Genomic DNA, 24,029 nt, shown 5'->3' with positions numbered 1-24,029 from the left:
TGCGTTAAATAATGCTGAATGAGGTGTCATTATGATTAAATCATTAACGTCCTTATCAGATTTAAATATGCGATCGGGTGCCGACATTCTTCTTGAAGTGCTGGAGAGTGAAGGGGTGGAATATATTTTTGGTAACCCCGGAACAACCGAACTTCCGCTCATTGATGCCCTGCTTCGCCATGAAAATATTCACTATATTCTCGCGCTTCAGGAAAGCACCGTAGTGGCCATTGCCGACGGCTACGCAAAAGCCTCCGGCAAAACGGGCTTTATTAATTTGCATACCGCCAGCGGCCTGGGGCACGGCATGGGGAACCTCATTAATTCGCGGATCATGAAAACTCCGCTGGTGGTCACCGTCGGACAGCAGGACACGCGGCACTACGTCCGCGACCCGCTTCTGTATGACGATATTGTGTCCATAGGCTCCCCGGTCATGAAATGGGCGCAGGAGGTTACCAGCGCCGACCAGCTCCCGGTGCTGGTGCGACGTGCGTTTCACGCGGCCAGCTACCCTCCGGGTGGCCCGGTCCTGCTTTCACTCCCGATGAACGTCATGGAAGAGCTGAGCGACGCCGGGATACAGACGGCCTCAAAAGTGAACTACCACACCGTGGCGGGCTCGCTGGACGAACTGGCCGAAGAACTGAGCCAGGTTACGCCCGGCAGGATCATGATTGTGGCGGGAGATGAAGTGCACTCCAGCGGCTCGACGCAGGAGATTGTCCAGCTTGCTGAAGCGCTCAGCGCCCATGTCTACGGCTCCTCCTGGCCCCTGAATTTGCCCTTCCCTACGCAGCATGCGCTCTGGCGGGGCAATATGCCCACCACCGCCAGCGAAATCGCCAGCATCATCAACGCCTACGATGCCGTATTTATCATCGGCGGCAGAAGCCTGATCACCATTTTGTACAGCGAGGGCGAGGCCATTCCGGAAACCTGTGCGGTATATCAGCTTTCGGCGGATATGCACGAGCTTGGCCGCACCTATGCCACTCGCCTTTCAGTGATGGGGGATATCAAACTGTCCCTGCACGAACTGCTGCCAAAGCTTAAGCAGCGACTGATCGCCAGCACGCTGGTCCACCAGCGGCTGCTGGTTGCGGCCCGCGACGAACGGGAGAAGGAGTGGCAGCAGCAGGAGGAACGTCTGGCCGCCGAGCGGCTACGCCCGGCGATCTCCCCGATGGTCGCGGCCTGGGAAGTCATCCGATCCATTCCGGCGGGTACCACCATCGTTGATGAGGCGATAGCGACCGCCAGGCATGTCCGCCGGTTCATCTCTGACCAGCAGCACCAGCGCTACTATTTTATGCGCGGCGGCGGACTGGGCTGGGGGATGCCTGCCTCAGTAGGGCACTCGCTGGGACGCGGGCGGGAGCCGGTGGTCTGCCTGATAGGCGACGGGGCCTCCCTGTATTCGCCGCAGGCGCTCTGGACGGCGGCACACGAAAATCTGCCGGTCACCTTTATCGTCATGAATAACAGGGAGTACAACATCCTGAAAAACTTTATGAAGAGCCAGGCTGACTACAGCTCAACGCGGCTGGGGCGTTTTATCGGGATGGACCTCGTGAATCCGCATATTGATTTTCAGTCGCTTGCCACCGCCATGGGCGTCCACTGCTGCCGGGTAACCGAGGCTGCAGATATCGCCGAAGCGGTAACGCGCGGGCTACAGTCAGGAAAAACCAGCCTGATTGAAATCGCGATTTCCGCGGATTAGCCGCGCGCTTACGCTGTACCCTACATAAAAAACTTATAACCGAAACGCCTCAAGACGCTTTATCTGCCGCCCGTCGTCGTCAAAATTCTCCGCCGCCAGCCAGGCGCGCAGCTCCGCGTCTCTTTGTGGCCATTCGCCGTCAATAACAGAAAGCATATCGCTGTCGCGGTTGCGCCCTTTGCGCACCAGCTTCTGGCGCAGGCGCCCTTCCCAGACAAACCCCAGCCGCTCCGCCGCCCTGCGTGAGGCAACGTTCATCGAATCGCACTTCCACTCGACGCGCCGGTAGCCGTGCTCAAACGCATTTTTCAGCAGCAGCCACACCGTTTCGGTGCCAATGCGGGATCCTTTCATTTTACGCGACCAGGTGACGTGTCCTATCTCCACCGACCCGAGCAGCCGCTCGTTGGCCATATAGCTCACCAGCCCCACCGCCTGCTCGGTGCGTAAATCAATGACGGCAAACGGCACCAGCTCATCGTCCATCACCTTCGCCACGATCCAGTGGACGGTGGCTTCCACGCTCGTGGGCTGCGTGCTGGCAAGCCACGTCCAGTCGCTGTCGTCGCCCAGCGCGTAGGCCTCAAAGAGATCGGCAGCGTGGCGTTCGGCATCCAGCGGCTCCAGGCGACAATACTGGCCGAACAGTGGCGTGCGGGTTAATACGCGCGCGCCTCTCCAGTCGGGAACGATATCGTTAACGGTTTGACCATGTTGATTGATTTCGGGCACGGCGGTGACTCCCTGAAAGGTAAGGAGTTTGTTATAGCAGGTTAAAAAGCAGGCGAAAAGCAGCGTGTTTTAATAGCCCGAGCGCATGCGATATTCCCGGAAGGCATAAGTAAAGCTGAATTTCGACTTTGCGGAATGTCACACTCGACCTAACGTAGCGGAGCATAAAACAATCACAATATATTCTTCTCAGGGATCGCTATGACAAAAAAACTGTTGCCGTTACTGGTGCTGGCTGCGCTCTCAGGCGCTGTCCACGCCGCTACTCCGCCCAACACGCTGGTTGTTGCCCAGGGGCTCGATGATATCGTGAGCCTCGACCCGGCCGAAGCCAACGAGCTTTCCAGCATCCAGACCGTCCCGAGCCTGTACCAGCGTCTGGTGCAGCCGGACCGCGATAATCCGGAAAAAATCACGCCGATTCTGGCAGAAAGCTGGGAAGCGGACGCGGCAGCAAAAACCCTGACCATCAAGCTCAAGCCCGATGCGAAATTCGCCTCCGGCAATCCGCTGCGCCCGGAAGACGTAATTTTCTCTTACACCCGCGCCGTGACGCTGAACAAATCCCCGGCCTTTATTCTCAACGTGCTGGGCTGGGACGCGAGCAACATCGCCAGCCAGCTGAAAAAGGTGGACGATCACACCCTCCAGCTTCACTGGACGGCGGACGTGAGCCCGTCGGTGGCGCTGAATATTCTCTCCACGCCGATTGCCTCTATCGTTGATGAAAAAGAGGTCGCCGCGAACGTGAAGGATAATGACTTCGGTAACGCGTGGCTAAAAATGCACTCGGCGGGCAGCGGCGCGTTCAAAATGCGCGTCTATCAGCCGCATCAGGCCATCGTGCTGGAAGCCAACGACTCCGCCCCCGGCGGCGCGCCGAAGCTGAAAAGCATCATCATTAAAAACGTCCCCGATCCGGCTTCGCGCCGCCTGCTGATCCAGCAGGGTGATGCGGACGTGGCGCGCGATCTCGGTGCAGATCAGATAAGCGCCCTGGACGGCAAGCCGGGCGTGAAGGTGCTGAGCATCCCGTCTGCGGAGCAGAATTACCTGGTGTTTAACACCGGCAACAGCGCCAACCCGCTTCTGAACAACCCGGCGTTCTGGGAAGCCTCGCGCTGGCTGGTCGATTATGAAGGCATCACCAAAAATCTGCTGAAAGGCCAGTATTTTGTTCATCAGAGCTTCCTGCCGGTCGGCCTGCCGGGCGCGCTGGAAGACAACCCGTTTAAGTTTGACCCTGCAAAAGCGAAAGACATCCTCGCCAAAGCGGGCATTAAGGACGCGCACTTCACGCTGGACGTGGAGAACAAGCCGCCGTTTATCACCATTGCCCAGTCAATGCAGGCGAGCTTTGCGCAGGGCGGCGTGAAGGTGGATCTGCTGCCTGCAGCCGGGAGCCAGGTCTATGCCCGCGTGCGCGCTAAGCAGCATCAGGCGGCGATTCGTTTGTGGATCCCTGACTACTTCGATGCGCACTCCAATGCCAGCGCCTTCGCGTGGAACGACGGGAAGTCCAGCACCGTGGCCGGTCTGAACGGCTGGAAAATCCCGGAGCTGAACAAGGCCACGCTGGCGGCGGTTGCCGAGCCGGATCCGGCGAAGCGTCTGGACCTGTACAAGAAAATGCAGGAACAGCTGCAGCAGAGCTCGCCGTACGTGTTCGTCGATCAGGGCAAAACCCAGATCGTGGTGCGCGATAACGTGAAGGGGTATCAGCAGGGGCTGAACGCGGATATGGTCTGGTACGATCGCGTCACGAAGTAGCCCTTGTTGCCGGGTGGCGCTGCGCTGACCCGGCCTGTGTTATCGGTTTTTGTAGGCCGGGTAAGGCGAAGCCGCACCCGGCATGAAGAGATTTCCCATGCCACATCTTTCCACCCGCGTGCTTCAGGGCCTGCTGACCCTGCTGCTCACGCTCTTCGGGCTGCTGCTCGTCACGTTTGCGCTCTCGGCGTTTTCACCGGTCGATCGCGTGCTGCAGATCGTCGGCGATCACGCCAGCCAGTCGACGTACGATCAGGTTCGCCACCAGCTTGGGCTGGATCGTCCCCTGCCCGTGCAGTTCTGGCACTACCTGCAAAACCTCGCCCACGGGGATTTAGGCACCGCCAGCGCCACCGGACAGCCGGTGCTGCAGGATCTGCTGCACGCATTCCCCGCCACGCTGGAGCTGGCAACGCTGGCGTTAATCATCGGCGCCGTGCTCGGCGTGACTGCCGGAGTGCTGTGCGCTCGCTACGCCGGTTCGCCGCTCGATTTAGCCATCAGAACCCTCACCCTGCTCGGCAACTCGGTGCCGATCTTCTGGCTCGGCCTGCTGATGCTGGCCCTGTTCTACGCGAAGCTGCAGTGGAGCGCGGGCCCCGGCAGGCTGGACGATATCTGGCAGTTCACCGTCGAGCCGCGCACCGGCTTTGCGCTGATAGATACCTGGCTTTCCGGCGATCGCGAGGCGTTCCGCAACGCCCTCAGCCACCTGGTGCTGCCGGTGCTGCTGCTGGCCTATTACTCGCTGGCAAGCATTACCCGCCTGACGCGCTCGGCCTGCCTGAGCGAGATGAACAAAGAGTACATCCTGCTTGCCCGCGCAAAAGGTGCCGGGGAGATGACCATCCTGCTGCGACACGTGCTGCCGAACATTCGCGGCACCCTGCTGACGGTGATCGCGCTGGCCTACACCAGCATGCTGGAGGGCGCGGTATTAACCGAAACCGTCTTCTCATGGCCGGGGATCGGGCGCTATCTCACCACCGCCCTGTTCGCCGGAGACACCACCGCGGTCATGGGCGGCACGCTGCTGATTGGCGTCTGCTTTGTCCTCATCAATAACCTTACCGACCTGCTCGTGCGGGCAACCGATCCCAGGGTGCGCTGATGCCGTTTTATCTCTTCTTACGCCGGCTGCGCCGCTCCCCTGCCGCATTTTGCGGGCTGGTAGCCATCGCGCTGCTGGGGGTTATTGCCCTGTTCGCGCCGTGGCTGGCCCCGGTTGACCCGAACTGGCAGGACGCCGCCGCGCGCCTGCAGGCACCGAACGGCCAGCACTGGCTGGGCACAGACAGCTACGGTCGCGACCTGCTTTCGCGCCTGATTTACGGCACCCGTCCGGCGCTCGGGCTGGTGGCGTTAGTCACCGTTATTACCCTGCCCGCCGGGCTGCTGGTGGGAATTTTGTCCGGCTACTACGGCGGCTGGCTGGAGCGCATCCTGATGCGCTTTACCGACGTGGTGATGTCGATGCCGCGCCTGATCCTCGCCTTCGCGTTTGTGGCAATGCTTGGCCCGGGGCTGGTCAACGGCGCGCTGGCGCTGGCCTTAACCACCTGGCCCGCCTACGCGCGTCAGGCGCGGAGTGAAATTCAGCGCCTGCGCCACAGCGATTACCTGGCCGCCGCCGGGATGATGGGCATTCGCGGCCCGCGCCTGCTGGTCGGCCATATTCTGCCCCTGTGTTTGCCGTCCGCGATTGTGCGGCTGGCGCTGGATCTGGCAGGCATTATTCTGGCCGCCGCCGGTCTCGGCTTCCTCGGCCTTGGCGCACGTCCGCCCATGGCCGAATGGGGAGCGATGATTGCCGACGGCATGCAGGTGATTTTCGACCAGTGGTGGATTGCCGCCATTCCGGGCGGGGCCATCCTGTTTGCCAGCCTGGCGTTTAACCTGCTGGGCGATGGCCTGCGCGACGTACTGGAGCCACAGCATGACTGAACCCCGCGTCATCGTCGATGCGCTGAATATCGACTACCCCGCCGCGCGCGTGGTCAACAACCTGAGCTTTACGCTTGGCAACGAGCGGCTGGCGCTGGTGGGGGAATCCGGCTCCGGCAAGTCCATGTCCGCCCGCGCGCTGATGGGTCTGGTGCGAAAACCCGGTATCGTGAGCGCCAACCGGCTTAACGTGCTTGGCAACGACCTGCTGTCCCTGAACGCCCGCCGCTGGCAGGCGCTGCGCGGTAACGGGATTGCGATGGTCCTGCAGGACCCGCGCTACGCGCTGAATCCGGCGAAAAACGTCGTCGCTCAGCTTGATGAGGCGCAGACCCTGCATCAGCGCCTGCCCCGCGCTGAACGCCTGGCGCGCATTCACGACATCCTCCGCGCCGTCGGACTCAACGAACATGTCCTCCAGCGCTACCCCGGCGAACTCTCAGGGGGCATGGGCCAGCGGGTGATGATTGCGATGGCGCTGATCAACAACCCGCAGGTGCTGATTGCCGATGAACCCACCTCCGCGCTGGACGCCCGCCTGCGCAACCAGATCCTCGAGCTGCTGGTGCAGCAGTGCGAAGAACGCCAGATGGCGATGCTGTTAATCAGCCACGATCTGCCGCTGGTGGCGGAACACTGCGACCGCGTGCTGGTGATGTATCAGGGCGAAAAGGTTGATGAGATGGCGGCAAGCCATCTCCCGCAGGCGACGCATCCGTACACGCGAACCCTGTGGACCTGTCGTCCAGACGCCAATACCTATGGGCAGATGCTGCCGACGCTCGATCGTTCGCAGCCGTGGAAGGAGGCCAACGATGGCGCTCGTTGAGGTTAACCAGGTGCAGGTCACCTTCGGGGAAAAAACGGCGGTTTCGGCCGCCAGCTTTAGCATTGAGAGAGGCGAGACGTTCAGCCTGATCGGTGAATCCGGCTGCGGCAAATCGACCCTTCTGCGCGTGCTGGCTGGGCTGCAGCGCGAGTGGCGCGGCAGTATTGCGCTACTGGGAGAAGCGTTAACGCCAGGACGACGTTTTGAAGGCGAGCTTCGCCGCAACGTGCAGATGGTATTTCAGGATCCGTGGGCGTCGCTGCACCCGAACCACACCATTGCGCGCACTCTGTCGGAGCCGTTAAAAATCCACGGCGAAACGCAGATTGCCGAAAAGGTGGCGGATGCGCTGCAGCAGGTGGGGCTTTCCGCCGACGCGGGCAGGCGCTACCCGCACCAGCTTTCCGGCGGCCAGCGCCAGCGCGTGGCTATTGCCCGCGCGCTGCTGCTGCGCCCGCAGCTTCTGCTGCTGGACGAGCCGACCTCGGCGCTGGATATGTCGGTGCAGGCGGAGATCCTGAACCTGCTCAACCGTCTTAAGGCCGAGCACGAGATGACCTATCTGCTGGTGAGCCACGACGCGGACGTGATTGCCCATATGTCCGACCGGGCGGCGTTTATGGCGCACGGGGCGATCCAGAAGGTGTTTGACCGTGAGGCTATGTTAAGAGGCGAGCACAGGATGGGGTAAACCGTGCGGCGGCGCGGGTTTTCCAGGCCGGGTAAGGCATCGCCGCCACCCGGCCTATAATTACTTCAGCAGCTTCACCGTGGCATCAATGTCGATCTCATCTTCGGTGAAGATCAGCGTCGTGTTCTGGAAGGTGGTGATCGCCAGCTTCTTCACCGTGCGCATTTCGCCCGGCTTTTTATCAGATTTCGGCTTGATGCTGTTCATCAGCAGCCCCACCGACAGCACCGCATTCTCTTTGTCGATTTTGGTATCGGCAGGCTCTTCTTCGCTGAACACCACGAAGGACTTGATCGAGCTGAGCTTCACGCGCTCGCCTGCGATATAGAGATGTTTGCTTTCGGGGATGACCTTCACCGCGTAGGCGGAAAGGCCTTTGTTGTTGGTCGTTGGCTCAAAGGTCACCGCGGCATCTTTCTTAATCAGATCGGGGTTCGCGACCTTAATCACATGAAAATAGCGGTTGTCGCCGTTTTCATCTTTGATAAATCCAAAGCCTTTATCTTTAAACCACGTTGTGATTGTACCGTTCATCGCTGTTACCGCCTGTCAGATCGTAATGACTAAAGTTTTGCAGCGCGCAGTGTAATGCACAATGGATGAGGAGACAAAAAAAAGCCCCTGCACGGGTGCAGGGGAAAACTCATGTCAGAGCTTATTAGAATTTAGTTGAACACCATCCCGCCATCGATGAGCAGAGACTGGCCGGTCATGTAGTCGGAATCCGGTCCTGCCAGGTATGAAACGCAGGCGGCGACATCTTCCGGTTCGGACAGGCGGCCAAGCGTAATGCGTTTGGCAAAGGTTTCGGTACCGTAGCCGAGCGGTTTACCCGCCGCCTCGGAGACCTGACGGTCGATCTCCGCCCACATCGGCGTTTTCACGATGCCCGGGCAGTAGGCGTTAACGGTGATCCCCAGCGGAGCAAGATCCCGCGCGGCGGTCTGGGTTAGGCCGCGCACCGCGAATTTACTGGAACTGTAGACGGCCAGCTCCGGGTTACCGGTGTGGCCCGCCTGGGAGCAGGCGTTGATGATTTTGCCGCCGTGCCCCTCTTTGCGGAACGCGTCAATCGCCGCCTGAATGCCCCAGATCACCCCTTTCACGTTGATGTTGTAGACCTTGTCGACAATCTCCGGCGTGATGGATTCGATTGGCGTAGACGGCGCGATCCCGGCGTTATTGACGATCACGTGGAAACCGCCCAGCGCGGTGCGGGCTTTCTCCACCGCCGCAAATACCTGCTCGCGGTCAGAGACGTCCACCTTCACGGCGACGGCGTTACCGCCGTTGCGGATAATTTCATCGGCCACGGCTCTGGCCGTTTCCGCGTTATAGTCGGCGATGGCGACGGCAAAGCCATCTTTCACCAGGCGAAGCGCAATCGCTTTACCAATCCCCTGGCCTGAGCCTGTTACGAGAGCAACTTTTTGCATTTCTCTGTCCTTATGTTGAGTCACAAAATCTGGCTGAGATGGAGCTGGCCCATCAGCAGCGGGTTATCGCTGTAGTCAACGGGAATGGCCACCACGGCCGGACCATCCACATCCATCGCCGCACGCAGCGTGGGTTCGAGCGCGTCGGCGCTCTCCACGGCAAAGCCTTTCGCGCCAAAGGCGTCGGCATAGACTTTGAAATCGACCGGGCCGAACTCGACGCCGGAAAGACGCTGGTATTTTTTCTCTTCCTGAATGGCAACCATGTTGTAGCCGTTATCCACCCAGATGATGTGCAGCACGTTAGCGTTGAGGCGCACCGCGGTTTCCAGCTCCATGCTTGACTGCAGGAAGCCGCCGTCGCCGGAGACCGAAACCACCTTGCGGCGCGGGTTGACCAGCCACGCGCCAATCGCCCACGGCAGCGCGACGCCCATGGTCTGCTGACCGTTGGAGATCATCACCTGACGCGCACGGAAGCTGTAGAGGTAGCGGGCGATCCAGATGTGGAAGCTGCCCATATCCACGGTGAGCGTCACGTCGTTATTCACGATGTCCTGCATGGCCCGCACGATGCGCAGCGGGTGCAGGGCAAACTGGTTGAGCGAGGCGCCGCGACGATCGAGCAGATCGCGCTGATGCTGGCGATCGACCAGAATTTCGGAGGCCCGCTGGCTCAGCTCGAGCTTATGGTCGATACGGTTAGCGAGCAGATTCAGCGTTTCGGCAATGTCCCCCACCAGCTCCAGATCCGGCACGTAGTTACGTTCTTCATAGGCAGGCAGCACGTCAATGTGCACCAGCGTGGCGTCGCCGCTGTTCCACATGGACGGCTCGTACTCCACCGGGCTGTAGCCGATGCAGATAATCAGATCCGCCAGATGGAGCAGCCGGTCGCCCGCCTGGTTATTGAACAGACCGACGCGTCCGGCGAAGCGGGTGAAGTGCTCCTGATTCACCGCCCCGGCGGCCTGATAGGTGCTGGTGACCGGAATACGGCTTTTTTCCAGCAGCTTGCGCAGCGCGGCGCTGTTGGCGGGCTGGCTCGCCATGAGCCCCAGCAGGATGACCGGGTTTTTGGCCTTTTCGATAAGCTTCGCCACGTCGTTAATGGCGGATTCCGGTGCCGGGCCCATCAGCGCCGGGCCGCTGGCAGGCAAAATTGCTCCCGTGGCGGGCTGGTCGACAATATCCTGCGGCAGGCTGACAAACGCGCCCCCCGGCCTGCCGTGCTCGGCGGCGCGAAACGCGTTGGAAACCACCTCAGCGATCGCGTCCGGCGCACTCACTTCGACGGCGTATTTGGTGACCGGGCTAAACATGGCGACGGTGTCCATGCTCTGGTGCACCAGTTTGGCTTTATCTGCCCGCTTCACCGCCCCGCCCAGCGCCACGACCGGGTCGCCTTCGCTGTTGGCGGTGGCAATGCCGGTGATCAGGTTCGAACAGCCGGGCCCGGAGGTCACCAGCGCCACCCCGGCCCTGCCGGTCAGACGCCCTACCGCCGCCGCCATAAACGCCGCGTTGGCTTCGTGACGCACCGGAATAATCTCGATGGAGGAGTCCAGCAGGGAGTCAAAGACTTTGTCGATTTTCGCCCCCGGGATCCCGAACACCTGCTTCACGCCCTGCGCTTCCAGCTGGCCGACAACCAAATCGGCGCCGTGCGCCCACTGACGTGACTGTTTCTCACTGTTCACGATAGTTCTCCTGTTAGTTTTCGACGGAACGGATCGCTGCGTCCAGATTGCTGGGGTGAAGGTTGGCCTGTAAAAACGCGCTGTCGGCGGGCAGGTCAATCATCAGCTTGTGAATTTCACCGAAGGTGAGCACGCCGCTCTCCAGCTGGTAATCGAGCAGATGGCCCCCGCCCTGACGGTCGTCGGTGATGAAATGTTCGTGGTAGCCCGCCACGTTGATGCCCTGCATATGCTGTGGCGTGCGGAACCCGACCAACACCCCTTCACGCTGGTTAAAGCGGAACACCGGCTGGTCGTCCAGCACGTCGGTCATCGCGCGGTACGGCGGCTTCTGGCGCGGTACGGTGCGGGTGTGGGCGTGGCGGAAATTGCCGTCAATGCGCAGCGCGCAGAACAGGTTATCGGAGGGGATCTGCTGGTCGATCGCGTCGTGGATCTGCTGACGGCTGACCGGCGCATTGAAGGTGATACGATACTGCGGCTGGAACCAGGTCATCACCGCGAACGGCGTTTTCTGCTCCGGCTTCGCGGCCCGGGCGCTGCCGTCGGCGCGCAGCTGGTATACCTTGCTGCTGAAGGCAATCATTTCGCCGTCCAGCTCGTTGAAGGTGCCCAGGCCAAAATCACCGTGCGCCAGCAGATCGGCGATGGTGGTCTCCCCTTCGTACACGCCGCTTAGCAGGGCGCTCATTAGCGATGTCTGGTAGATCACGCTGTCAGGATGCTGGGCGGAAAACCCGCGCAGGGTCTCGCACAAGCTGGCCTCACAGTCGCAGGCAGATGAATGCATCATCGTGCTCGTCCTCTTCAACTTTATTTAGAAAGGTTAAATAAATGTTGACCCGATTCAGCAGAGAGTTCCAATATAGAAACCATGCTGGTTTGAGACGTTTTAGATATGGAACTTCGTTATCTGCGGTATTTTGTCGCGGTTGCACGCGAGCGACACTTCACCAGGGCGGCCGAAGCGCTGGGTATTTCACAGCCTCCTCTGAGTCAGCAGATCAAACGGCTTGAAGAGGAAGTCGGCACGCCGCTGTTCAGGCGCCTGACGCGGGGCGTGGAGCTGACCGAGGCGGGAGAAGCCTTCTACGAGGACGCCTGCAAGATCCTGGCGCTGAGCGACGCCGCGCTGGAAAAAGCCCGCGGCATCGCGCGCGGGCTGAACGGAAACCTGTCGATTGGCATCACCAGCTCCGACGCTTTTCATCCCAAAATTTTCGCGCTGATTCGCCAGTTTCAGGTGCAGAATATGGCGGTGCAGGTTCACCAGGTGGAAGCCAATATGTCGTCGCTGACGACGATGCTGGCGGAGGGTGAACTGGATATCGCCTTCGTGCGCCTGCCGTGCGAGAGCAGCAAGGCGTTCGAGTTAAAAATCCTCGACCGGGAGCCGATGGTGGTGGCGCTGCATCGCGATCATCCGCTGGCAGCGTGCGGTTCGCTGGCGTTAGAGCGGCTTCGGGATACGCCAGTAGTGTTGTTCCCGCAGGAGGTCGCGCCGGGGCTGTACGAGCGGGTTCACGGCTGCTGCGAGCGGGCCGGAATCGACGTGCAGCACGCGCTGCAGTCGTCGCAGCTTTCCTCCTCCCTGAGCATGGTTTCCGCCGGCGGCGGGTTCGCGCTGGTGCCGAAATCCATGGCGGCCATTTCTCCGCCGAATGTCACCTACCACGCGCTGAGCTCGCCGGAGCTTTATACCGATATCGCACTGTGCTGGCGGCGGTTTGAACGCTCGCGGACGGTGAAGCGGTTTTTGACGATGCTGAACGAGGGGTGACGGCAGCGCGGCTGTGCCCGGCGGCGCTGCGCTTGCGCGGGCCTACGGTTGGGGACGCGGTCAGGTTGGGTTTCACACGCCTGATGCTCTCTGTTCAGCTCCCCGTTGACTTATTTACGCTGTGTTTTCATCATCCGTTTCCGGGACAACGCGAGTCCGTTCAGTCTGCAAAGATCGAACGTCACTTGACAACTGCAGCGCTAACCTTAAACAGCGGGACTATTTGCTATGAATCCAAGGGAAAATATTGTCAGTACATTCAGTGAGTTGTCTGCGGAATTACAGCGTGCTGCCGAGTTCTCGCTACAGAATACCAATCAACTGGTCGTGCTATCGATGCGCGCCTTCGCCAGTGAAGCCGGTGTAAAACCCGCTACGCTGCTGCGGTTGGCGCAACGATTAGGCTACAACGGCTGGGGTGAACTCAAGGACGCATTCATTGATGAACTCGGACTGCGCAATGATACATATGTATCAAAGGCCGAGAAGCTGATCGCCAAAGGCACTCAGCCGCAGCTGTATGAAGAGGTGTTTCAGGCGCATCAGGCAAATTTGGCTTTTACACAGCACGAAAACCATCAGGCGATGGAGCAGGCCGTATCGCTGCTGGACGCGGCCGCGAATGTCTATATTTGCGGCTTCCGGGCCAGCTTTCCTATCGCCTGGTCGCTGTTTTATGTCTATCGACTGTTTAATCGTCAAGCGTCGCTCATTGATGGTCTGGCGAGCAACATCGAAGTGTTCACGCGTGAATTAACAGCACAAGATTGCCTGTTACTCACCAGTTTTGCCCCCTATTCCCGTGAGTCGCTGGATGTCCTGCGCGCGGCCCGGCAGGCGGGCGCGACAATTGTCGCCATCACGGATTCTCCCGTCTCGCCATTAGCCCAGGCTGCCGATTGCACGCTGCTATTCTCTGTCGACAGCCCGTCATTTTTCCCTTCCGTAGTGTCCGGCATGGGGCTCGCCGAGTGTTTACTGGCGATGCTGGTCGCGCGACATGGTCGGGATGCAGTGAATAAAATCGAAAATGCTGAACGCTATCTTATCGACTCTGGTGCCTATGTGGTGCCCGGGAAACCCTGAAAAATGATTCATTTGCATTCGGCATAAGAAAACAGAATACATTTGCATCAAAATGAAATTGACGCGATACAAATGAATCCTGCAAGATGCGCTTTATTAGCACAGCGCATTCAGGAGCAGGACCCGCATGACCCATATCATTCACCGCAGTTTACGCAGCACGCCCGCCGTGGCGGTACGCGCCCAGGGGGCGTACATTTTTGATGCACAGGGAAAACAGTATCTGGATGCCTGCGGTGGCGCCGCCGTTTCCTGTTTAGGCCACGCGCATCCGGACGTGCTGGCTGCGATGCATCGCCAGATCGATCGGCTGGCCTATGCCCACACCAGTTTTTTTACCAGCGACACCGTTGAACAGCTTGCTGAACATCTGACGCGCACCGCACCTGGCGATCTTAACTATGCCTATTTCGTTTCGGGCGGTTCGGAAGCGGTTGAAACCGCGCTTAAGCTGGCGCGCCAGTATTTTGTTGAGATCGGACAGCCGTCGCGCACCAAATTTATCGCCCGTAAGCAGAGCTATCATGGCAATACCCTTGGGGCGCTCGCGGTAGGAGGCAACGAATGGCGTCGCCGCCAGTTTGCCCCCTTGCTGATCGACGTGATCCGCGTTTCGGCCTGCAATGAATATCGCGACCGCCGCGATGACGAAACCCAGCAGCAATACACCACGCGCCTGCTCAACGAGCTGGAGCAAGCCATTATTGAGGCCGGTCCCGACACCATTATTGGTTTCTGTGCTGAAACCGTGGTGGGGGCTACCACCGGCGCCACGCCGCCCACCCCGGGCTATCTTAAAGGCGTGCGCAACCTGTGTGATAAATACGGCATCCTCTATATCGCGGATGAAGTCATGTGCGGCATGGGACGCACAGGCACATTGCATGCGTTTGAACAGGATGATGTGGTGCCGGATTTGGTGACCATCGCGAAGGGGCTGGGGGGCGGCTATCAGCCGATTGGCGCAGTATTAGCGAGCGAGAAGGTTGTCTCAGCGCTGCAGGCCGGTAGCGGTCTGTTCCAGCACGGGCACACCTACATTTGCCACGCGACCGCCGCTTCCGCAGCCCTGGCCGTGCAGCAGGTGATTGAGCGCGATAATTTGCTGCAGGCGGTCAGGCAACAGGGGGCTTACCTGCACAACGCATTGCGTGAAGTACTGGGGGAATTACCCCACGTCGGTGATACGCGCGGGCGCGGCTTGTTTGCGGGGGTTGAGCTGGTGCGCGATAAAGCCAGCAAAACCCCCTTCGATCCTGCCCTGAAGCTGCATGCAGCAATCAAAGCAAACTGTATGTCACGTGGGCTGATGGTCTATCCAATGGGTGGAACCATTGACGGACAGTACGGCGACCATATCCTGATCGCACCACCGTTTATCGTCACGCCTGGCCAGCTCGACTTTGTGGTGGACACGCTGAACACCGTGATTCGCGAAGAGACCAGCAAATTATGATCAATCGTTTACCGCCGCTGGCGGAGCATGAGTGGGACGACCAGCAGCGCGCTTTGGCCGAAGAGATAATCAACGGGCCTCGCGGTGCGCTGCTGCCACCTTTCGAGCCGCTGCTGCGCAGTCCAGAGCTCATGGCGCATGCGCAACGCATGGGGGAATATCTGCGTTATCGCAGCGCGCTGGGACAGCGCCTGTCGGAACTGGCGATTTTGATGACCGCGCGGCACTGGTCGCAGCCTGTTGAGTGGGCGATTCACGCGCCGATAGCGCGCGAGAAGGGTATTTCTGCCGCGTCGGTGCAGGCGATTAATGAAAAGCGTCTTCCAGAGGATCTGCAGCCGGATGAATGGGCGGTCTATCACTTTTGCAAGGAGTTACAGGAGCAGCAGAAGGTCAGCGATGCCACCTGGCAGCACGCTATCGCGCTCTGGGGCGAGAAAGGCGTGGTGGATCTGATCGGCATCAATGGCTATTACAGTTTTCTCTCAATGGTAATGAACGGCGCACAGACGCCGGTACCCGACAGCCGGGATGAGATTATTCCCGCATAAGCTTTCACTTTAAATCTGGCGCATGAAAGTGCGCCCTGCATATCAACGTTTTATTTTCCCATTCCGCCGATGTATTTCGCCGGGTGACATTCATGCACGCTTCTTCACTGACGCCGAGGGTTATCATGTCTGGATTATTCACTAAATTAAAAGTTACGTTAGCGCTGGTCGCTTGCTCCGCCAGTTTTGTGGCACAAGCGCAGGATAAATTAACGGTTGGCGTGGATACCGCCTTTGTCCCCTTTGAATTTAAACAAGGCGATAAATACGTCGGCTTTGATATTGATTTGTGGGATGCCATAGCTAAAAAAATGGATGTCAGCTACGAATTACGCCCGATGGATTTTGGGGGACTGATCCCGGGTTTACAATCACGCAATCTGGATGTCGCCATGGCGGGCATTACGATAACCGACGCGCGTAAACAGGTCGTCGATTTCAGCGACGGTTATTATGATGCTGATTTATTAATGGCGGTGAAAAGCAGCGATAACACCATTACTAAATTCAGCGATTTAGCAGGAAAGAAAGTGGGATTAAAGCAGGGAACGGCGGCGGCCAGCTTTATGAAAAGCAAATACAAGGCGAACTATGTTGAATTCCCGAATATCGATAACGCCTATCTTGATTTGCAGGCCGGTAACCTTGATGCGGTGGTGCACGATTCCCCCAACGTGCTCTATTACGTAAAAACGGCGGGCGATGGCAAAGTGAAATCGACCGGCGAGACTGACAGCATTCTGCCGCAGCACTACGGTTTTGCCATGCAGAAGAACAGCGCTCTGACGCCGAAGATCAACGCTGCGCTGCAGGCGTTACGTGCGGACGGGACGTACAGCAAGATTTACGTGAAGTGGTTTGCTAAACAGCCAAAATAATCCCGCCAGGTCGGAGCGATCCGACCTCGTTGCATCTTAACGGGTAACATATGAATTTCGACAGTAAATATATTTGGGAGTCCCTGCCGCTGCTGTTGCAAGGACTACAGCTGACGCTGATTATTTCATTATCAGGTTTATTGGGTGGTTTTGTTATTGGCCTGCTGGCGGGAACCTGCCGGGCGCTCGGAGGAAAAATATCAAAGACAGTCTCTTTAGTCTTTGTCGAGTTAATCCGCGGAACGCCTATTATGGTGCAAGTGATGTTTATTTACTTCGCACTCCCCATGGTGTTACCGATTCATATCGACCCGGTAACGGCGGCCATTACGACCATTGTGATTAACTCGGGTGCTTATATTGCAGAAATCACCCGAGGAGCGATCCTCTCAATTAATAAAGGTTTTAGAGAGGCCAGCCTGGCAATGGGATTATCCCAGCGCAGCACGCTATGGCATGTCATTATGCCGCTGGCATTACGCCGTATGATCCCTGCGCTAGGCAATCAGTGGATTATCAGTATTAAAGACACCTCGCTGTTTATTGTGATTGGTGTGGCGGAATTGACTCGTCAGGGGCAAGAAATTATTGCCGGTAATTTCCGCGCGCTGGAAGTCTGGACCGCAGTGGCAATGATCTACCTGCTGGTGACGCTGTGCCTGAGTTTCCTGCTGAAGCAACTGGAGAAGAGGATCCATATTTTATGAGCATGGTTGAATTTAGCGCGGTGTCGAAAAATTTCGGCGCCACTCAGGTGCTGCACGACATCAATTTAAAAATTGATGCTGGCGAAGTCGTGGTGATCATCGGACCTTCCGGTTCGGGCAAATCGACGCTGCTGCGCTGCATTAACAAGCTGGAGGAAATTTCCTCCGGCACGCTGCTGGTAGCGGGAATGCATATTACCGATCCTCACGCTAACGAATGTGATATCCGCCGTGAAGCCGGGATGGTGTTTCAGCAGTTCCATCTGTTTCCCCACCTGACGGCGCTGGAGAATGTGATGTTTGGTCCGGTTCGCGTACGCAAACAGAGCAAAGCCGCCGCGCGGGAACAGGCGCTGGCGCTGCTGGACCGCGTTGGCTTACGCGAACGCGCCAGTCACTACCCATCAGAGCTATCTGGCGGTCAGCAGCAACGCGTGGCCATCGCCAGAGCCCTGGCGGTGAAGCCGAAAATGATGCTGTTCGATGAGCCGACCTCAGCCCTGGACCCCGAATTACGGCATGAGGTGCTGAAAGTCATGCGCTCGCTGGCCGAAGAAGGCATGACCATGGTGATTGTGACCCATGAAATCGGCTTCGCCCGCGATGTGGCATCGCGGCTCATCTTTATTGATGGCGGTACCATTGCCGAAGATGGTCCACCTGATATGCTGCTGAATAGCAGTCGCAATCCACGCCTGAAAGAATTTTTGCAACACGTATCCTGAACAGAAGTGAATGATAACCCTATGAAAAAAATCGACATTCGTGGTTCCGCTTTTGCAGTAGGTCAGGCGCTTGGGGCGTTCGGACGCGAGGCCTGGCATGCAAAACTGACGCAAACGGCGCTGTGGCAAACCGTTACCGCTATGAAAGACGCAGAACAGACCCGGAGCATGCGCTCGCTGGTGCAGTCTGCGTATCCACTAATCTGGCAGGAGCTGGAGGGATTGGCCGAGGGCCTGGATGCACCGTTTGATGAGGTGTTTGCCTGGAACTGCCGCGGCGATCTGGTGCGCTCAACCTCTGATGGCTGCACCACGGTAGCGGGAAGCACCGCTGTGGGAGAGCTGATTATCGCGCATAATGAAGACGGTTTCCCGCAGCTTCGCAATGACTGCGCCATCGTCAGCATCACCCCGGATGACGGCCTGGCGTTCACCAGTTTTGCTTATCCGGGATCGATTTGCGGACATACCTTCGCCGTAAACGAAAAGGGCGTAGTGAATACGGTGAATAACATACGCGCTTTGCACCGTCCGGACGGCATGCCGCGCCAGATACTTGCCCGCGCTGCGCTGAATGCCGCCAGCCTGGATGAAGCTATCACTATACTGACCTCATCACCACGCGCCGGAGCCTTTCATCATACGCTGGGACAAATGGGAGACAACCGGCTGTTCAGCGTGGAGGCGACGGGAACAGGCTGTTCCGTCACGCCGCTGCGGGACGTTTTCGCCCATGCTAATCACCTTATCCACCCTCAGCTTGATGCGGTTGAGCAGGTAATCACTGACAGCTCCCGGTCACGCCAGCAGCGGCTAAACGCCTGGCTGGAGACGCAATCTCACCTTGATGCTGCAGCGGCTCTGGGTATTCTTTCAGACCAGCATGATCCCGCGCTCCCGATTTATCGTCTCTCGCCACAGGACCCGGATGAAGAGAACACGCTGGCCACGGCCATTTTTACCCTGAGTACGTCGGACATAAAATGGCAGATATTCACTCACGATCGGCAAAAACCCGTTTTACAGCAGGAATGCCCGGCGGCGCTGCGCTAGCGCGGGCCTACAGGGCTGTGATTTTTGTAGGCCGGGTCAGGCGTAGCCGCCACCCGGCAATGCCGTTCTGGAAGCCGCCTCGCAAACCTGCAAGCAACCTTATGTAATTCAGGGGCATCCCCTTTCCTTCCTTTTTTCACCGCCGTAAAGTGCCTGCGTTGCGGCACATCCGTAACCGGGCGTAGGAACCCGTTAGCATGACATGACATTTTTGGACAAAGAGGATGCTAAATGGCGACTATCCCTGAATTTTCCTACGCGCTTTCTGAGGAAAGCGCTGTTCATCATCTCATCAACCACCCAAATTCCGATTCCGCGGATCTCTTCGAACTGTCCGATGCCTGCGCCGCTTACGTAAGCGTACTGGTGGAAACTGACGACGCGGTGACGTTTGCCATGCACTGTACGCGATTACTGGCTGCGCTGAAACGGCTGCGCGAGTGCTGTGACTCGGAACTTCCGCCGTATCTGGTTGAACAGCTAATTTCGGGGGAAAAGATAAACTCCTGCGTGCCGGACTGCTGGCAGGAAACGACGTTGCAGGTGGATTATGCCGTAGCGTTAACGCTGGCGGTGATGGGCGGAACACTGCCCATGAGCGTGGCGAAAGAACTGACCGGGCTGCTGCATGATATGGTCTGGCTGCTGGCGGAGTTTGTGAAGGAGCCGTATATCACGGCGCACTGAGACGGGTGATGGAAGGCTGGAATTCTGCTGGGTAAGAAGCAGAATTTCGGCCTCATACAAAATACAATGTTATTTATTGATTGTCTGTTAAGAGCGAAGAGCGGACATCTTTAATGGGTTGATTTTGGTGTTCTTACCTCTATGTAGCTATTTTCTATGGCTACATTTATACAGAAGTAAGGATTAGTCTTTTCCCGGACCATAATTAAATTTTGTACCTTTGCCAATGGCGTAAAACTGTCCGCCAGCTACGTAATGGACAGTACGTAGTTCATCAGGCGCATCATCAAAAATCCAGTGCCCATTCCTGAAAACGCGGTCATCACTCCATGCTCCGACAATTTCCCCCATGAACAAGTTGTGCTGCTTTTCATTTTCTTCATTGGGTATAACCTTACAGACTAGCCAGCCAGCGCAACCTACAACTAAAGGCAGATCAAACTCTTTCTGATAAAAAAGTGGGATTTTATTGTTTTTTTCGGGTGTGTCAGAATAACTGTGACCGCCTGCATATAAAACCATTTCCATCTGATTTACTACTGGGACCTGGACAACGTAATATCCACTTTTTTCGACAAGGCCGCGTGTAAATGCCTGTGGACCTATAAAAGCCATCACTTTGTTATTGCCTACTAATCCCACCCAGGCAGCAGCCATGACATTTTCAATACCATTATTTTTAGCCGATATCATCGTCGTTGGCCCGAGCTGCAATAAACGATAGGCTTTGTTTAATTCTACTGGTTGTATTGCCATAAATTACTCTTCAAAGTTCTGATAAAAGGATACGATAGATTACTTGTTTGATGGTTTGATTATACGATTGGAATAATTGCAAATTAATTGCTAATATCAAAAAACATTATTGCAACTTTCACAACAATCATGAACAAACTTGATGCTCTGAAGTTTTTTATCATCGCCGCTGAGACCCTCAACTTCCGCGAAGCCTCTATAAAGCTTTCGGTTTCACCATCGGTTGTAACACGAACAATCGCTGAGCTGGAGAAACAGCTTGATGAACCCCTTTTCAGACGCAATACTCGCTCGATCTTTCTCACAAGCTTCGGTGAGCTTTTTTTACCTCAAGCCAGGCGACTGCTTGAGGATTCGGAAAAACTATTTCAGACGGCGAAAGATGATAATGAAATGAAGGGCATTGTCCGTATCACGTCGCTTCGATTTCCAAAGCATGAACAAGTATTATATGAACTATTGACTGCGCTACGCCCATATCCTGAATTATTTATCGACTGGCGTTTAGACATGATGAAACTTGATACTGTCGAGCATCGTATCGATATAGGTATACGCGTCGGGCGAGAACCTAATCCAAACTTTATCATTAAAAATATCACGCAGGTGGAACATATTTTAGTAGCATCCCCAGAACTCGTTGCGCGCCTGGGAGCTCCAACGGATTTAGAAGATCTTCGGCAACGTTATCCATTCAGTGGTTTACTTAATCCTGAAACGGGAAAAATCTTTGAATTTATGAGTGACGCAGTGAATACCTTTGTCCCTCGTCATATTAAATTTTATACTACGGACCCATACGCAGAAATTCAGGCCGCTTTGGCTGGCAAAACGGTTGTACAGTCCAGCGATTTTATCTGTAGAGAGTACTTAGCAAATGGTCAACTCATAAAACCCCTGCCAGAACTGCGACAGGAGAAATGGCAATTTTATTTATATCGGCCTTATCAGACGGTTACTCCAAAAAGGGTCACAGTAATTTTTTCACTATTAGAAAAAATCTTACGCAAACATTTCGTATCATAACTAACATACCGCGCAACGTCCGCTGCTGGCACAAAGCGGACGCATCTTTCACACACTTCCATATACTCCTGTATGCAAAACCTTCACCCACTGAAATCCTTCTCATTCAATAATTACTGAATACGCTACGCAAATCAAATAAATACCCAAAACCTAACCATGCCATTCACTTTGATTTCTCACCACTACCTCTTAAAGTGTGCGCACTCAATAGATGAGAACCGTAATCACGAGCATGTGGAAACTGCAGCCCATCGTTGTTTCCACATTGTCAACTCACCAACCACAACCTATAATGTTTCCAATCTGGAAACAAAGGGCAAGGATGCACGTAGTCTCAAGAGCGCCTTTCGATACGGCGACCAGACATTTTCCCAATCAAGCACTCGCCCTGGACGATCTTTACCGGGTACTAAAGAAGGAACACTACTCGTCACCAGGCGACATGCGAAAGCGCTTTCCCACCCTGGACCGGATGAAATACCGGGAAAAATGGTGGGTCATTGATGTAGGTGGCGGACATTTAAGAGTAATATTTTTTGCTGATTTTGAGCGGGGAAAGATCTTCATTAAACACATCAGCACGCACGCAGAGTATGACAAGCTCACGGACCTCTACCGGAGAACGAAAGAATGAATTATGCAGCAGCCATCAAAGCGGCAAACGAGCTGACTAACGAGCTTCCCTTCCTGGGCTCAAGCCCGTCGCGACAAGATTACGAGGATGCTCTGGCGATGGTGGAACATCTTATTGAGCACGAACCCGATAGCCCGCTGGTAGAGATGCTTACCGCGAAAATCGATAAATACGAAAACGAGTCTCCGGAGTTTGCAGAATTTAACGCGCGTGTTGCCCGCATTCCGTCAGGCGTTGCGTTATTACGAACATTGATGGATCAGTACCAACTCACTCAGAGCGATTTCGAGAACGAGATTGGCAAAAAGTCTCTGGTAAGTCGGATCCTTAATGGACAGCGCACATTGACCCTGGATCATATGCGTGCGCTGGCGAAGCGTTTCGGTTTGCCTGTGAGTGCGTTTGTGGGGAAGTGATCGCGAGCAGACTCTGTGCACCCATTCTGCGAAAATGAGTGGTTCACATAAAATAACAAAGGAATGCTGATGAAAACGATTGAAGAACTACGAAACGAACTTCTAAAAATAGGTGAGCAACTTGGGGGAGGCACAAGACCAAATCATTACTTCTTTATCCCTGACCTACCTGATGGGGTTGCAACTCCCTATCTGGAAATTCACGGGAAAGAATATCATTTTATCATCAGTGAAAGGGGTCTTGAAATACAGCGAAAAGTAACGCTCAGTGACGATGAAATTCTTTATTGGTTTGTGGAGAGTGCCGTGGCGGGGCTGGCCTCAACCTATGCAGCAAAACATTCATCTGAACGGGAATACAGAGAAGTTTATTTCAGAAAGGAATACAGTTTAATGCTCTCAGTCAAGCCCGAATGGGCAACAAGAAAGCGCAAAGAAATCACTCAGCTGCTCAATTCGCAAAGAAGCGAACATCGTTAACCCAACCGGCTTGTTACATTTACTGCCCTACCCCCTCTCTTTTCCTGGTGATTGCCTGCAGCACGCCATCTGATACTCTGGCTGCACTCAAGGGATGACAAGGAAGAGAAATGCTGAATCCTGGATTCGTAACCCGCAAAGCGCTTGCTCAGTGGCAGGATGTCCCCGCTTTTTTACCTCAGTTCCAGTTTCATGAAAAACACCGAACGGTCATTCATACTGCGCACCCTGAATATATTCTGCCGTTGATTGCCAACTTTGACGTCCGGCAAGATGCTGTGATTCGTCGGTTGATGGCTTTGCGGCAATTACCGCAAAAACTTCTGCGCGATCAGCAGGCTGATTCAATCAGCAACTTTGGTCTACACAGTTTCACCCTTTTGAAAGATTCAGCATCGGAGCTTTGCTATGGCTTAAGAGGGCAATTCTGGCGTGCAGATTTCGGTCTGGAAAGCGTGCCGGATGCCAGCGCGTTTCAGACGCCTGCCGTGCCGGGCAGCGCGACACTGTTGCTGCGCTACCAGGTAAAGGAACTGGCGCCAGGCCAGCATGAACTCAGTACGGAAACGTTCGTCTTTTGCCCGGACAGGAGCACCCGGCTCATGATGGTGGCTTACTGGCTGGTAATACGGGCGGGCAGCGGCTGGATCCGCAGGAGAACGCTGAAAGCGGTTAGGATGAGTATCGAGAAGCTGGACTGAAGTGCAACAGAGAACCTTATGGTGTTCAGCGGTAGCACTTTACTTTAAATATTCGTTTCCGGTCGGGAACTGTCGGAAAGAAATGTTTTAGGAACCGTTATTAGCAAAGCGCGGTCCGTGGTAGGAACTTAGAATGAATATCTGTGCTGCGGGAATCTCCCCTTAACACAAATTTACTCGAAAAAGTTACCTGCACAGCATACTTATTTATCAGTCAGTTGCGTTTGTAATAGACTTCGTTTAATCTATTGTAAATTATAAA

At 56.1% G+C, this 24,029-nt stretch carries 26 protein-coding genes; 20 read left to right on the top strand and 6 right to left on the bottom strand.

Translation table 11 applies throughout. From position 1 onward, the window contains the following. Positions 1-31: 31 nt before the first annotated feature. The gene (locus PUP35_RS05540; protein ID WP_274242291.1) at positions 32-1,726 is read left to right on the top strand and encodes a thiamine pyrophosphate-binding protein; all 1,695 of its coding nucleotides are present in this window, start codon (positions 32-34) and stop codon (positions 1,724-1,726) included. A 33-nt stretch (positions 1,727-1,759) separates the two neighbouring features. Here the strand turns inward: PUP35_RS05540 and PUP35_RS05535 are convergent, their stop codons facing one another. Beyond that, positions 1,760-2,458 (bottom strand): GNAT family N-acetyltransferase, encoded by a 699-nt coding sequence (locus PUP35_RS05535; RefSeq protein ID WP_274242289.1) that lies wholly within the window; start codon positions 2,456-2,458, stop codon positions 1,760-1,762. Positions 2,459-2,659: 201 nt separating this feature from the next. On the opposite strand from PUP35_RS05535, the gene PUP35_RS05530 reads away from it, so the two are divergent. The 5 genes from PUP35_RS05530 to PUP35_RS05510 all read left to right on the top strand — a co-directional run bounded on the left by PUP35_RS05530 (position 2,660) and on the right by PUP35_RS05510 (position 7,692). Further along, positions 2,660-4,228, top strand: coding sequence for an ABC transporter substrate-binding protein (locus PUP35_RS05530; protein ID WP_274242287.1), 1,569 nt, complete (start codon positions 2,660-2,662; stop codon positions 4,226-4,228). Positions 4,229-4,325: 97 nt separating this feature from the next. Then, positions 4,326-5,339 carry an ABC transporter permease gene (locus tag PUP35_RS05525; protein ID WP_111964447.1) on the top strand — a complete coding sequence of 338 codons (1,014 nt, stop codon included), beginning with the start codon at positions 4,326-4,328 and terminating at the stop codon, positions 5,337-5,339. Next, positions 5,339-6,172, top strand: a complete 834-nt coding sequence (locus tag PUP35_RS05520; protein ID WP_274242284.1) for an ABC transporter permease — start codon at positions 5,339-5,341, stop codon at positions 6,170-6,172. The genes PUP35_RS05525 and PUP35_RS05520 overlap by 1 nt, the downstream gene beginning before the upstream one ends. Next, the gene (locus PUP35_RS05515) at positions 6,165-7,001 is read left to right on the top strand and encodes an ABC transporter ATP-binding protein (RefSeq protein WP_274242282.1); all 837 of its coding nucleotides are present in this window, start codon (positions 6,165-6,167) and stop codon (positions 6,999-7,001) included. The genes PUP35_RS05520 and PUP35_RS05515 overlap by 8 nt, the downstream gene beginning before the upstream one ends. Then, positions 6,988-7,692 (top strand): ABC transporter ATP-binding protein, encoded by a 705-nt coding sequence (locus tag PUP35_RS05510; RefSeq protein WP_115874440.1) that lies wholly within the window; start codon positions 6,988-6,990, stop codon positions 7,690-7,692. Before PUP35_RS05515 ends, PUP35_RS05510 begins: the two co-directional genes overlap by 14 nt. A 60-nt stretch (positions 7,693-7,752) precedes the next feature. Here the strand turns inward: PUP35_RS05510 and PUP35_RS05505 are convergent, their stop codons facing one another. From PUP35_RS05505 to budA, 4 genes are all read right to left on the bottom strand, one after another. Then, positions 7,753-8,226, bottom strand: a complete 474-nt coding sequence (locus PUP35_RS05505; protein ID WP_111964451.1) for a cold-shock protein — start codon at positions 8,224-8,226, stop codon at positions 7,753-7,755. 131 nt (positions 8,227-8,357) lie between these two features. Then, positions 8,358-9,128, bottom strand: coding sequence for a (S)-acetoin forming diacetyl reductase (locus PUP35_RS05500; protein ID WP_023618768.1), 771 nt, complete (start codon positions 9,126-9,128; stop codon positions 8,358-8,360). A gap of 20 nt (positions 9,129-9,148) precedes the next feature. Continuing rightward, positions 9,149-10,828 carry an acetolactate synthase AlsS gene (gene alsS, locus PUP35_RS05495; protein WP_223581518.1) on the bottom strand — a complete coding sequence of 560 codons (1,680 nt, stop codon included), beginning with the start codon at positions 10,826-10,828 and terminating at the stop codon, positions 9,149-9,151. Positions 10,829-10,841: 13 nt separating this feature from the next. Beyond that, a complete protein-coding gene (gene budA, locus PUP35_RS05490) occupies positions 10,842-11,621 on the bottom strand; it encodes an acetolactate decarboxylase (protein ID WP_115874438.1) in 780 nt (259 codons plus the stop codon). Positions 11,622-11,726: 105 nt separating this feature from the next. Here budA and PUP35_RS05485 point away from each other — a divergent pair, with 105 nt between their 5' ends. From PUP35_RS05485 to PUP35_RS05445, 9 genes are all read left to right on the top strand, one after another. Beyond that, positions 11,727-12,608 (top strand): LysR family transcriptional regulator, encoded by an 882-nt coding sequence (locus PUP35_RS05485; RefSeq protein ID WP_274242275.1) that lies wholly within the window; start codon positions 11,727-11,729, stop codon positions 12,606-12,608. A gap of 228 nt (positions 12,609-12,836) precedes the next feature. Next, complete coding sequence (locus tag PUP35_RS05480; protein WP_274242273.1) at positions 12,837-13,694, top strand: MurR/RpiR family transcriptional regulator; 858 nt, start codon at positions 12,837-12,839, stop codon at positions 13,692-13,694. A 127-nt stretch (positions 13,695-13,821) separates the two neighbouring features. After that, the gene (locus tag PUP35_RS05475; protein WP_274242272.1) at positions 13,822-15,150 is read left to right on the top strand and encodes an aspartate aminotransferase family protein; all 1,329 of its coding nucleotides are present in this window, start codon (positions 13,822-13,824) and stop codon (positions 15,148-15,150) included. Continuing rightward, positions 15,147-15,701, top strand: coding sequence for a carboxymuconolactone decarboxylase family protein (locus tag PUP35_RS05470; RefSeq protein WP_181574023.1), 555 nt, complete (start codon positions 15,147-15,149; stop codon positions 15,699-15,701). The genes PUP35_RS05475 and PUP35_RS05470 overlap by 4 nt, the downstream gene beginning before the upstream one ends. 125 nt (positions 15,702-15,826) lie before the next feature. Then, positions 15,827-16,579, top strand: coding sequence for a glutamine ABC transporter substrate-binding protein GlnH (gene glnH / locus PUP35_RS05465; protein ID WP_111964458.1), 753 nt, complete (start codon positions 15,827-15,829; stop codon positions 16,577-16,579). A 50-nt stretch (positions 16,580-16,629) separates the two neighbouring features. After that, positions 16,630-17,286, top strand: coding sequence for a glutamine ABC transporter permease GlnP (glnP, locus tag PUP35_RS05460; RefSeq protein ID WP_024906945.1), 657 nt, complete (start codon positions 16,630-16,632; stop codon positions 17,284-17,286). A 2-nt stretch (positions 17,287-17,288) separates the two neighbouring features. Further along, the gene (glnQ, locus tag PUP35_RS05455) at positions 17,289-18,011 is read left to right on the top strand and encodes a glutamine ABC transporter ATP-binding protein GlnQ (protein ID WP_024906944.1); all 723 of its coding nucleotides are present in this window, start codon (positions 17,289-17,291) and stop codon (positions 18,009-18,011) included. Positions 18,012-18,032: 21 nt separating this feature from the next. Then, the gene (locus tag PUP35_RS05450) at positions 18,033-19,064 is read left to right on the top strand and encodes a C45 family autoproteolytic acyltransferase/hydolase (protein ID WP_115874433.1); all 1,032 of its coding nucleotides are present in this window, start codon (positions 18,033-18,035) and stop codon (positions 19,062-19,064) included. A gap of 231 nt (positions 19,065-19,295) precedes the next feature. Beyond that, entirely contained in the window at positions 19,296-19,751 is a 456-nt protein-coding gene (locus PUP35_RS05445) for a hypothetical protein (protein ID WP_115874432.1), read from the top strand. A gap of 183 nt (positions 19,752-19,934) precedes the next feature. Here the strand turns inward: PUP35_RS05445 and PUP35_RS05440 are convergent, their stop codons facing one another. Further along, positions 19,935-20,507 carry a flavin reductase family protein gene (locus PUP35_RS05440; protein WP_115874431.1) on the bottom strand — a complete coding sequence of 191 codons (573 nt, stop codon included), beginning with the start codon at positions 20,505-20,507 and terminating at the stop codon, positions 19,935-19,937. Between the two features lie 129 nt (positions 20,508-20,636). Between PUP35_RS05440 and PUP35_RS05435 the strand changes: the two genes are divergently transcribed. The 5 genes from PUP35_RS05435 (at position 20,637) to PUP35_RS05415 (ending at position 23,767) form a co-directional block, all read left to right on the top strand. Next, positions 20,637-21,533, top strand: a complete 897-nt coding sequence (locus tag PUP35_RS05435) for a LysR family transcriptional regulator (protein WP_274242270.1) — start codon at positions 20,637-20,639, stop codon at positions 21,531-21,533. Between the two features lie 325 nt (positions 21,534-21,858). Next, a complete protein-coding gene (locus PUP35_RS05430; protein ID WP_115874429.1) occupies positions 21,859-22,170 on the top strand; it encodes a type II toxin-antitoxin system HigB family toxin in 312 nt (103 codons plus the stop codon). Beyond that, entirely contained in the window at positions 22,167-22,586 is a 420-nt protein-coding gene (locus PUP35_RS05425; protein WP_115874428.1) for a helix-turn-helix domain-containing protein, read from the top strand. Before PUP35_RS05430 ends, PUP35_RS05425 begins: the two co-directional genes overlap by 4 nt. A 69-nt stretch (positions 22,587-22,655) precedes the next feature. After that, complete coding sequence (locus PUP35_RS05420; RefSeq protein ID WP_115874427.1) at positions 22,656-23,066, top strand: Imm63 family immunity protein; 411 nt, start codon at positions 22,656-22,658, stop codon at positions 23,064-23,066. Between the two features lie 110 nt (positions 23,067-23,176). After that, entirely contained in the window at positions 23,177-23,767 is a 591-nt protein-coding gene (locus PUP35_RS05415; protein ID WP_115874426.1) for a hypothetical protein, read from the top strand. Positions 23,768-24,029 lie beyond the last annotated feature (262 nt).

This window comes from Enterobacter sp. S-33, from assembly GCF_028735835.1.
GTDB lineage: Bacteria > Pseudomonadota > Gammaproteobacteria > Enterobacterales > Enterobacteriaceae > Enterobacter > Enterobacter vonholyi.
Note: the sequence above shows the minus strand (reverse complement) of the source record. Positions and strands in the feature narration are given on the sequence as shown.